Below are 10,681 nucleotides of genomic sequence, written 5' to 3'. Positions count from 1 at the left end.
GAATAGGCAGAAAGGTCGGTGTGTTCGATCAGACCAATGCCACTGCGGCCAGCCAGAATGCCCTGCCAACTGCTCGGCACATCCGTGCCCAGTGGCGACAACATACCCATACCGGTGACTACGACGCGTCTACGCGACACAGCACTCTCCTTTTTTCAAATGACGACTTTGCATCAGGCCTAAAGAAAAAACCGCACGCCATGATGGCAGTGCGGTTTTTCCATGACAGCAAGCAACGATTACAAACTATTACGCCTGATGGCTAGTAACGTAGTCGATTGCAGCTTGTACAGTAGTGATCTTCTCAGCTTCTTCGTCAGGGATTTCGGTCTCGAATTCCTCTTCCAGAGCCATCACCAGCTCAACGGTGTCAAGGGAGTCAGCACCCAGGTCTTCAACGAAGGAAGCAGTGTTGACCACTTCTTCTTCTTTAACGCCCAGTTGCTCGGCAACGATTTTCTTGACGCGCTCTTCGATGGTGCTCATACCTTGTTTTCACTCCTAATGGACAAATTCAGGCAGCTGGCCAGTGGGTAAGTGTATAGAAAGACTTTTCAGTTTTTCAACTGAAAGCTTCACTCCTCAAACCCGGTGACCCTCTGCCTATAAATAGATTGCAGCTTTATAACGGATTTTAGACAGCTCGTATGACATTTTTTTGAAGCAATCCGTCACATTTAACTCATGTACATCCCGCCGTTCACCGGGATTGTAGCCCCAGTAACGTAAGCCGCACCGTCAGATGCAAGAAAAGCGACCACAGACGCGATCTCTTGAGCTTGCCCCAGACGACCCAGCGGAATCTGCGTCTGCAAGGCTTCACGCTGTGCCTCGGGCAGTTCGCGGGTCATATCGGTATCAATGAACCCTGGAGTCACCGAGTTTACCGTAATCGAACGCGAACCGACTTCACGCGCCAGTGCACGGCTGAAACCTTCCAGACCGGCCTTGGCGGCAGCGTAGTTTACTTGGCCTGCGTTGCCCATGGCACCCACAACCGAGCCAATACTGATAATTCGTCCCCAACGGGCTTTGGTCATACCGCGCAAAACGCCCTTGGACAGGCGGAACAGACTGTTCAGGTTGGTATCGACAACGTCATGCCACTCGTCGTCTTTCATGCGCATCATCAGGTTATCGCGGGTGATACCGGCATTGTTGACCAGAATCGCCGGCGCACCGAACTGCTCCTGAATGCTCGCCAGGACAGCCGCCACGGACTCGTCGCTGGTGACATTGAGCTCAATGCCGGTGCCCTGGATACCGTTTTCCTTCAAAGTGGCGGCAATACGCTCGGCACCCGAAGCGGTGGTCGCGGTGCCAACAACGATGGCGCCCTGACGACCCAGTTCCAGGGCGATGGCCTGGCCGATGCCACGGCTTGCACCGGTGACCAGTGCAACTTTACCTTGCAGACTCATGCAAGTTTCTCCTGATTCAGGCCAACGCTGCACGGGCGGCAGCGAAAGCGTCTGGGGTATTGAGGTTGGAAGTCGATACGCCTTCGGCGCAGCGTTTGTTCAGGCCGGCGAGCACCTTGCCAGGACCGCACTCGACCAGATTGGTCGCACCCTTGGCTGCCAGCGCCTGGACCGACTCGACCCAGCGTACAGGCTTGTAAAGCTGTTCAAGCAGATCGCGCTTGAGGGTTTCCAGATCGGCAGGCACATCGGCACTGACGTTCTGCACCAGCGGAATTTGCGGAGCCTGCCAGTCGATCGCTGCGATCGACTCGGCAAAACGCTCAGCAGCCGGACGCATCAGCTCGCAGTGCGACGGCACGCTGACCGGCAACGGCATGGCACGCTTGGCACCACGCGCCTTGCAACCTTCGATGGCACGCTCGACCGCGGCCTTGGCACCGGCGATCACCACCTGGCCAGGGGAGTTGAAGTTGACCGCGCTGACCACTTCACCTTGCGCCGCTTCGGCGCAGGCTGCCAGCACATCGGCGTCGTCCAGACCAAGGATCGCGGCCATGCCGCCCTGCCCGGCCGGAACGGCTTCCTGCATCAACTGACCACGACGCTCGACCAGCTTCACCGCGTCGCCGAGGCTCAGGCTGCCAGCGGCAACCAGTGCGCTGTATTCACCCAGGCTGTGACCGGCAACATAAGCCGGGCGCGCGCCGCCTTCTGCCAGCCACAAGCGCCACAGGGCGATCGAAGCGGTCAGGATTGCCGGTTGGGTTTTATCGGTTTGATTGAGTTGCTCTTCCGGCCCTTGCTGGGTCAGTGCCCACAGGTCGTAACCCAGAGCATCGGAGGCTTCTTTGAATGTTTCGAGGACAACCGGATGTTGCGCGCCCAACTCGGCCAGCATGCCGAGGGACTGCGAACCCTGTCCTGGAAAGACGAATGCGAGGGAAGCAGACATGTAACAAGCCCCTAATGATCTTGTCGTCGGAGAATTGACGTCCCGCCATCGGGGACGCAAGAAACTGACAGTTGGATGGCCAATTGAACTGAGCGGTCACATTTAAGCATTGTCCGACGAAAACGCCTAAAGCAACAAATCCTCCAGACGACCGTGAATGCGTTCTGGCAGATTTTCCTGAATTTCGATCAAGGCGCGGGAAATAGCACTCTGAAAACCCTGCACCCCGGCGGAACCGTGGCTTTTTACGACAATACCCTGCAAGCCGAGAAAGCTCGCGCCGTTATGTCGCGCCGGCGCCAGGTCAGCCTGCAGTCGCTTCATCAGCGGCAGCGCCAACGCCCCCACCATGCGCGAAGGCAGGCTTTTCTTGAACAACGCTTCGATTCGCCCGGCGATCATGGTCGCCAGCCCCTCGCTGGACTTGAGCAGGATATTGCCGACAAACCCGTCGCACACCACCACGTCCGCCTCGCCACGGTACAAGCCGTCACCTTCGACGAAGCCGATGTAGTTGATACCACGGGCACTTTGCAACAAGGTTGCAGCCAGCTTGACCTGCTGATTGCCCTTGATGTCCTCGGTGCCGATGTTCAGCAAGGCCACCCGTGGTCGAACAATACCCAAGGTTTCTGCCGCGACCGAGCCCATCACTGCAAATTGCAGCAGATGTTCGGCACTGCAATCGACATTGGCCCCCAGGTCGAGCAACTGGCAGTAACCTTTCTGCGTCGGAATCGCCGCCACCATGGCCGGGCGATCGATACCCGGCAACGTCTTGAGCACGAACCGCGACAACGCCATCAACGCGCCGGTATTGCCAGCACTGACACACGCCTGAACCTTGCCGTCGCGCAATAACTCAAGCGCCACGCGCATCGACGAATCGGGCTTGCCACGCAGGGCCTGGGCAGGTTTCTCGTCCATGGTGATGACTTCGGACGCCGGAGCAATCGACAGGCGTGCGCGATCCACAGCCGAATGGCCAGCGATCAGTTCTTCAAGAAGGGAGGGTTGACCGACGAGGGTCAGGTGTAGCGAGGGTGTAGCAGACAGGCAAGCAAGGCTGGCCTGGACAATGCTGCGGGGACCGAAGTCCCCGCCCATTGCGTCAATCGCGATGACTTGAGCGGACAAGTGATTACTCGTCAGCGCCCTTGTCGATCACTTTACGGCCACGGTATACGCCTTCTGGCGATACGTGGTGACGCAGGTGAACTTCACCGGTGGTTTTTTCTACAGACAGGGTGCTAGCCTCGAGAGCGTCGTGCGAACGGCGCATGTCACGGGCAGAGCGGGATTTTTTGTTCTGCTGAACAGCCATAATTGATTAACTCCTAAACGTTTGGGTCACGCTTTAACTGCGCCAATACACTGAACGGGTTGGACCGCGTTACCTCGTCCTCGCTCGGTTCGGGCTCATCTGCTCCCGCCGGCTGCTGGCATTCTTCCGGATGATGAGCAGGCACAATGGGCAAGGCGAGCAGAAGCTCCTCCTCGATCAGTGACTGCAGATCCAATGGATCTTCGCCCAGTTCCAGCACGTCATAACCTTTCGGCAACGACTGGGTATTCGCACCCTCCTTCACCACAGCATAACTGCATTCGCTATGGATCGGCAGGGTGACCAGCTCAAGACAACGCTGGCAAACCATTTTGACTTCAGTGTCGATAAAGCTGTGGATCACCACAGATTTACGTTCATCTCGTTCAAAAACGAATTTGGCCTGGACCGTCCCGACATCGTCGGAAAGCGGGTCGCAGAGTCTCTTCAAATCGGCCAGCAGCAGTTCACCTTGAAGGGTGGTGCCACGGTCAGCCAATTTGCGCGGGTCAACGTGAGGTGGAATCGGGTCATTCAACATAGGCGCAGCATTATAGGGATGCACCCGCCCATGTCAAAGGAAATTCAGCCCTGTCCGTCACTTGGAAGCCTCGCTAGAATTCGCACCTGCCATTTGGAGTTGCGCATGCTGCCTTTATTACTTGCTTCCAGCTCGGTCTATCGCCGGGATTTGCTGGCCCGCCTGCGGCTGCCGTTCACTTGCAGCTCTCCGGACATTGATGAAAGCCATCGCCCCGGCGAGCCTGCCATTGATCTGGTAAAACGTCTCGCCGAGCACAAAGCCCGCGCACTGGCGCACAGCCATGCCGCTCATCTGATCATCGGTTCCGACCAGGTCGCCGTACTCGGCGACAGGATCATCGGCAAACCCCACACCTTCGAAAAGGCCCGCGAACAGCTGCTGGCCTCAAGCGGTGCCAGCGTGACCTTCCTGACTGGACTGGCGCTGCTCAACAGCGAGACCGGCCACTGCCAGGTCGACTGCGTGCCGTTCACCGTACACATGCGCACACTCGAGGCAGCGCGCATCGAACGCTACCTGCACGCCGAGCAGCCCTACGATTGCGCGGGCAGCTTCAAGGCCGAAGGCCTGGGTGTGAGCCTGTTTCAAAGCACCGAAGGCACCGACGCCACCAGCCTTGTCGGCCTGCCGCTGATCCGCCTGATCGACATGCTGCTGGCCGAGGGCGTGCAAATCCCCTGAGGCATCCTGTGGCGAGGGAGCTTGTCGGATCGCTTTTGGGGCCGCTTCGCGCCCCTGCGGGAGCAAGCTCCCTCGCCACGGGTACAATGTTCACCCTCAAGTGAACAGCATTACGCAAATGCGGGGCCCGTTTTCTTGATTGTGTCGAAATCAGCGCAACGACGGACCGTTGAACCCCATCCACATCGCCAAATGCTCAGCCACGCTGGCACCAAGCTTTTTCGAGAAGCGGTCGAATGGCGATTCCTGAACGGTGAAGTCGACCAGTTCTTTTTCCCCGATCACATCACGCGCAACCGAACTGGCATTGCCCAGGCCATCCACCAGCCCCAGCGGCAAAGCCTGCTCGCCAGACCATACGAGGCCGGAAAACAGCTCCGGATGCTCTTTGTCCTTCAGGCGATCGCCCCGACCCTGCTTGACGCTGTTGATGAACTGCTTGTGCGTGGTGTCGAGCACGCCTTGCCAGAACGCTGTTTCTTCAGGCTTTTGCGGCTGGAACGGATCAAGAAAGGACTTGTGCTCGCCCGAGGTGTAGGTGCGACGCTCGACACCCAGTTTTTCCATGGTGCCGACAAAACCATACCCGGCCGCCGTCACACCGATGGAACCCACCAGACTCGCCTTGTCGGCGTAGATCTGATCGGCAGCACTGGCGATGTAGTAGGCACCGGAAGCACCCAGATCGGAAATCACTGCGTAGAGCTTGGTATCAGGGTGCAGACCACGCAAACGACGGATCTCGTCATAGACGTAGCCTGACTGCACCGGACTGCCACCCGGGCTGTTGATGCGCAGGATGACACCTTTGACCTTCTTGTCCTCAAAGGCCGCACGCAGACTGCCGACGATATTGTCGGCGCTGGCCGGCTCCTTGTCGGCGATCATGCCATTGATGTCGATCAGCGCGGTGTAGTTGCCGCTGCGGGTAGCGGCTTTTTCCATGTCCATCAGCGGCGAGAACAACAACAGCGCGCCAAACAGGTACACAAAGGTCAACAGCTTGAAGAAAATCCCCCAACGCCGGGAACGGCGCTGCTCCTGAACGCCCGCCAGCAAGGTTTTTTCCAACAGCTTCCAGCTCTTCTCGTCACCGCTCTCTGCGCTCGCCTTGGCGGGTGCTTTCCATTCGTCGGTCATGACATCTACCCCAGCAAAAACGTATTAAGCCGGCTGACTCAGCCAGGCATGCAATTCTGAAAAGTGATCGATGGCCAAGCGAGGCTCGAACAGCTTCAACGACTCGATCGATTGGGCGCCATAGCTGACCGCGACCGAATCCATGCCGGCGTTGCGCGCCATCTGCAAATCGAAGGATGAGTCGCCGACCATCAGCGCCTGTTCCGGGCGAACCTGGCAATGCGCAAGAATCTGCTCAAGCATCAGTGGGTGAGGCTTGCTGGCGGTTTCGTCGGCGGCACGAGTGATATCGAAATAGCCAGCCCAACCGTGCGCATTCAACACCCGATCCAACCCACGCCGAGCCTTGCCCGTTGCGACTGCCAGGTGATATCCCTCGGCGCGAAACGCCTGCATCGATTCAACCACCCCCTCGAACAACGGAGAAGGCACCGCCTCCGAGGCGATGTAGTGGTCGGCATAGTGCTCGCGAAAGGCGATCAGCTCGCTATCGCTGATGTCCGGATACAGCGTGCGGATCGCCTCCGGCAACCCCAGCCCGATGATGCCCTTGACGGCGAGATCATCGCGCAATTGAAAACCGGATCGCTCGGACGCCACATGCATCGCTTCGACAATCCGACCAATGGAATCAGCCAGGGTGCCATCCCAATCGAATATCAGCAGTTTGTAATCAGATGGGCGCACTCAATCGCTCCACAGTCTTGGCCCACATTTCGTCGACCGGCGCCTGCAACTTGAGTTCACCGCCATCGGGCAGCGGCACGGTCAGCATGTAGGCGTGCAGGAACAGCCGCTTGCCGCCCAGATCACGGATTTCCTTGCTGAAAACGTCATCACCGTACTTGCTGTCGCCGGCAATACAGTGCCCGGCGTGCAAGGTATGGACGCGGATCTGGTGGGTACGGCCGGTAATAGGCTTGGCTTCGATCAGGGTGGCAAAGTCGCCAAAGCGACGCAGGACCTTGAACACGGTCACGGACTCCTTGCCCTCTTCCTCGTCCACCTCGACCATTCGCTCGCCGGAGCGCAGGTTGCTCTTGCCGAGCGACGCCCGGACCTGCTTGATCGAGGACGCCCAGTTACCGCGAACCAGCGCCATGTAGCGCTTGTCGACGCCATCGCCGCGCAGTGCCGTATGCAAGTGACGCAACATGCTGCGCTTCTTGGCGATCATCAGCAGGCCGGAAGTGTCGCGGTCCAGGCGGTGAACCAGTTCCAGCTCCTTGCAATCGGGACGCAACTGACGAAAGGCTTCGATCACCCCGTAATTCAAGCCACTGCCGCCGTGAACCGCGATGCCGCAAGGCTTGTTGATCACGAGCAGCGCCTTGTCTTCGTAGACAATCGAGGCCTCGAGTCGCTGCAGCAGGCCTTGTGCCAGCGGCACGGGCTCGTCGCGCTCGGGCACGCGAACCGGCGGCACGCGCACGATATCGCCCGCCTGCAGCTTGTATTCGGGCTTGATCCGACCTTTGTTCACCCGCACTTCGCCTTTGCGCAAAATGCGATAAATCAAGGTCTTGGGCACGCCTTTGAGCCGAGCGAGAAGGAAGTTATCAATACGTTGGCCGGCATATTCCGGCGAGACCTCAAGCAGTTGTACGCCTGGGGTCGAAGGGGCAGTAGTCGTCATGGCGCGGATGATAACAATTTTTTATGGAATTGAAGCACTTAATCATTGCTGCTATAGTCGCGAACGCCGCCAAAAGCGGCCTGGACAGCGGACCAACGGTCAAAAACCGACCCTGACCAACGCAATTCACCAGGACGCGAGGCCGTCCTACGGGGCTTTCGCTACGTAACGGTGGAGTTTGCAGGTGTAACGAGCGCAGGTGACATGAGGCCTGAATCACGCCGCAAAGCAGAGTTTTGACTCGTTTTGCGCGCCATATTCACGGCCAGTTCACAAAGTGCAGTCAGCTGCGAATGACCCCGAGCGAACGCTTCGGAAACATTGCCTAAATTAGCCATGATGCGTGACCTCCCCTTTCGGAGCTCACGGTAAATGCCAACCCGCTGCGGATTCTGCGCGCGGCAGCACCCGAATTATCAGGGATACGTGTAGGGTGGAGATGCACAACCGCCGGACTGTGTAGCAACAAGCTTTGATCAAGACGCTTCATCTCGTCCACAGCCGCTGGTTGATTCCTCCTCCTGACTGAGTGCTTAAGTAGCCACAGCAAGCAGGACGCGTACGTCGCGATGCAGGCCCACATTGGCCGGACATCGCTGGACACGGGAATGGCCAACCACTCCCGACGCACCTGACACCGACCGTGAGAAGTCGTGTGTGCCGAACGCCGTTTCCGGCAGCCCGGAAACCGACGGTACTACATGAAAAGAATGCTGATTAACGCAACTCAACCTGAAGAGTTGCGTGTTGCACTGGTAGATGGCCAACGCCTCTACGACCTGGACATCGAATCCGGTGCACGCGAGCAGAAGAAGGCCAACATCTATAAAGGCCGGATTACTCGCATCGAACCAAGCCTTGAGGCTGCCTTTGTCGATTTCGGCTCCGAGCGCCACGGCTTCCTGCCCCTCAAAGAAATCTCCCGCGAATACTTCAAGAAAGCCCCGGAAGGTCGCGTCAATATCAAGGACGTCCTGAGCGAAGGCCAGGAAGTCATCGTTCAGGTCGAAAAAGAAGAACGTGGCAACAAGGGCGCCGCCCTGACCACCTTCATCAGCCTGGCCGGTCGTTACCTGGTGCTGATGCCGAACAACCCGCGTGCCGGCGGCATCTCCCGTCGCATCGAAGGCGAAGAGCGCAACGAACTGCGTGAAGCGCTGAACGGCCTGGTTGCACCGGCCGACATGGGCCTGATCGTGCGCACTGCCGGCCTGGGCCGCAGCAGCGAAGAAATGCAGTGGGACCTCGATTACCTGCTGCAACTGTGGACCGCCATCAAGGAAGCCTCGCTGGACCGCGCCGCGCCGTTCCTGATCTACCAGGAAAGCAACGTGATCATCCGCGCCATCCGCGATTACCTGCGCCAGGACATCGGCGAAGTGCTGATCGACAGCGTTGAAGCCCAGGACGAAGCCCTGACCTTCATCCGCCAGGTGATGCCGCAGTACGCCAGCAAGATCAAGCTGTACGAAGACAGCGTTCCGCTGTTCAATCGCTTCCAGATCGAAAGCCAGATCGAAACCGCCTTCCAGCGCGTTGTCGAACTGCCTTCCGGCGGCTCCATCGTCATCGATCCGACCGAAGCCCTGGTGTCCATCGACATCAACTCGGCGCGCGCCACCAAAGGCAGCGACATCGAAGAAACCGCTCTGCAGACCAACCTTGAAGCCGCCGAAGAAATCGCCCGTCAGTTGCGCCTGCGCGACATCGGCGGCCTGATCGTCATCGACTTCATCGACATGACCCCTGCCAAGAACCAGCGCGCCGTGGAAGAGAAAGTCCGCGAATGCCTGGAAGCCGACCGCGCTCGCGTGCAAGTCGGTCGCATCTCGCGCTTCGGCTTGCTGGAAATGTCCCGTCAGCGCCTGCGTCCATCCCTGGGCGAAAGCAGCGGCATCGTCTGCCCGCGCTGCAACGGCACCGGCATCATCCGTGACGTTGAATCGCTGTCCCTGGCGATCCTGCGCCTGATCGAAGAAGAAGCCCTGAAAGACCGCACCGCCGAAGTTCGCGCACAAGTGCCGATCCCGGTGGCCGCGTTCCTGCTCAACGAAAAACGCAACTCGATCACCAAGATCGAACTGCGCACCCGTGCCCGCATCGTCATTCTGCCGAACGATCACCTCGAGACGCCGCACTTTGAAGTTCAGCGCCTGCGTGACGACAGCCCGGAAGCCGCGACCAACCAGTCCAGCTACGAAATCGCTGCCGCCGCTGCCGAAGTCGAAGAAGTCCAGCCAGCTGCCGCCACCCGCACCCTGGTTCGCCAGGAAGCCGCGGTCAAGACCGCACCGGCCCGCGCCAATGCTCCGGTTCCGACCGAAGTGGTCGCAGCACCTGTTGCCGCCCCTGCCGCCGCGCCAGAGCCAAGCCTGTTCAAGGGCCTGGTGAAGTCGCTGGTCAGCCTGTTCGCCACCAAGGAAGAGCCAGTGGCTCCCGTTGTGGTCGAGAAGCCGGCTACCGAGCGTCCTGCTCGCAACGAAGAGCGTCGCAACGGTCGCCAACAGAGCCGCAACCGTAACGGTCGCCGCGATGAAGAACGCAAGCCGCGCGAGGAACGTGCACCGCGTGAAGAACGCGCACCACGTGAACCACGCGAAGAGCGTCAACCACGCGAAGCCCGGGAAGAGACTCCAGCCGTAGCCCGTGAAGAACGCGCTCCACGCGCTCCGCGTGAAGAACGTGCACCACGCGCTCCACGTGAAGATCGCAAGCCACGTGGCGAGCGTGAAGAACGCGTACGTGAACTGCGTGAGCCACTGGATGCTGCCCCGGCCGCTGCTGCGAGCGTGGAAGAACGTCCGGCCCGCCAGCCACGCGAAGAACGCGCTCCACGCCCACCGCGTGAAGAACGTCAGCCGCGTGCCGAGCAAGCCGCTGCCGCTGTAGCCGAAGAAGAACTGCCAACCAACGAAGAGCAACTGCAGGAAGATGGTCAGGAAGGCGCCGAAGGCGATCGTCCACGCCGCCGCTCCCGTGG

12 protein-coding genes are annotated in these 10,681 nt (G+C 59.2%); 2 read left to right on the top strand and 10 right to left on the bottom strand.

What is annotated here, in order from left to right; translation table 11 throughout:
- From D8U18_RS25145 to D8U18_RS25115, 7 genes are all read right to left on the bottom strand, one after another.
- A partial coding sequence (locus tag D8U18_RS25145; protein ID WP_277752493.1) for a beta-ketoacyl synthase N-terminal-like domain-containing protein occupies nt 1–140 on the bottom strand: 140 nt, incomplete at its 3' end.
- Between the two features lie 109 nt (nt 141–249).
- Nucleotides 250–486, bottom strand: coding sequence for an acyl carrier protein (acpP, locus tag D8U18_RS25140; protein WP_003175607.1), 237 nt, complete (start codon nt 484–486; stop codon nt 250–252).
- A 191-nt stretch (nt 487–677) separates the two neighbouring features.
- The gene (fabG, locus tag D8U18_RS25135) at nt 678–1,421 is read right to left on the bottom strand and encodes a 3-oxoacyl-ACP reductase FabG (protein WP_056855934.1); all 744 of its coding nucleotides are present in this window, start codon (nt 1,419–1,421) and stop codon (nt 678–680) included.
- Nucleotides 1,422–1,437: 16 nt separating this feature from the next.
- A complete protein-coding gene (fabD, locus tag D8U18_RS25130) occupies nt 1,438–2,376 on the bottom strand; it encodes an ACP S-malonyltransferase (protein WP_056855935.1) in 939 nt (312 codons plus the stop codon).
- Nucleotides 2,377–2,502: 126 nt separating this feature from the next.
- A complete protein-coding gene (gene plsX / locus D8U18_RS25125) occupies nt 2,503–3,513 on the bottom strand; it encodes a phosphate acyltransferase PlsX (RefSeq protein WP_082557643.1) in 1,011 nt (336 codons plus the stop codon).
- Nucleotides 3,514–3,517: 4 nt separating this feature from the next.
- Complete coding sequence (gene rpmF / locus D8U18_RS25120; protein ID WP_003179396.1) at nt 3,518–3,700, bottom strand: 50S ribosomal protein L32; 183 nt, start codon at nt 3,698–3,700, stop codon at nt 3,518–3,520.
- Between the two features lie 13 nt (nt 3,701–3,713).
- Nucleotides 3,714–4,241 carry a YceD family protein gene (locus D8U18_RS25115; protein ID WP_003204262.1) on the bottom strand — a complete coding sequence of 176 codons (528 nt, stop codon included), beginning with the start codon at nt 4,239–4,241 and terminating at the stop codon, nt 3,714–3,716.
- Nucleotides 4,242–4,346: 105 nt separating this feature from the next.
- Here D8U18_RS25115 and D8U18_RS25110 point away from each other — a divergent pair, with 105 nt between their 5' ends.
- Nucleotides 4,347–4,925, top strand: coding sequence for a nucleoside triphosphate pyrophosphatase (locus D8U18_RS25110; RefSeq protein WP_130904429.1), 579 nt, complete (start codon nt 4,347–4,349; stop codon nt 4,923–4,925).
- 150 nt (nt 4,926–5,075) lie between these two features.
- Here D8U18_RS25110 and D8U18_RS25100 read toward each other — a convergent pair whose 3' ends face one another.
- Genes D8U18_RS25100 through rluC form a run of 3 tightly spaced genes read right to left on the bottom strand, consistent with a single transcriptional unit; the run spans nt 5,076 to nt 7,701 of the window.
- Nucleotides 5,076–6,065, bottom strand: coding sequence for a S49 family peptidase (locus D8U18_RS25100; protein ID WP_056855937.1), 990 nt, complete (start codon nt 6,063–6,065; stop codon nt 5,076–5,078).
- A 24-nt stretch (nt 6,066–6,089) separates the two neighbouring features.
- Entirely contained in the window at nt 6,090–6,752 is a 663-nt protein-coding gene (locus D8U18_RS25095) for an HAD-IA family hydrolase (protein ID WP_131108810.1), read from the bottom strand.
- Nucleotides 6,739–7,701 carry a 23S rRNA pseudouridine(955/2504/2580) synthase RluC gene (rluC, locus tag D8U18_RS25090; protein ID WP_131108808.1) on the bottom strand — a complete coding sequence of 321 codons (963 nt, stop codon included), beginning with the start codon at nt 7,699–7,701 and terminating at the stop codon, nt 6,739–6,741. The genes D8U18_RS25095 and rluC overlap by 14 nt, the downstream gene beginning before the upstream one ends.
- Nucleotides 7,702–8,402: 701 nt before the next feature.
- On the opposite strand from rluC, the gene rne reads away from it, so the two are divergent.
- Nucleotides 8,403–10,681 (top strand): ribonuclease E (rne, locus tag D8U18_RS25080; protein WP_131108806.1); only part of this gene is annotated, 2,279 nt, incomplete at its 3' end.

It is taken from the genome of Pseudomonas sp. Sample_10 (assembly GCF_004321495.1).
In the GTDB taxonomy this organism is placed as follows: Bacteria; Pseudomonadota; Gammaproteobacteria; order Pseudomonadales; family Pseudomonadaceae; genus Aquipseudomonas.
Note: the sequence above shows the minus strand (reverse complement) of the source record. Positions and strands in the feature narration are given on the sequence as shown.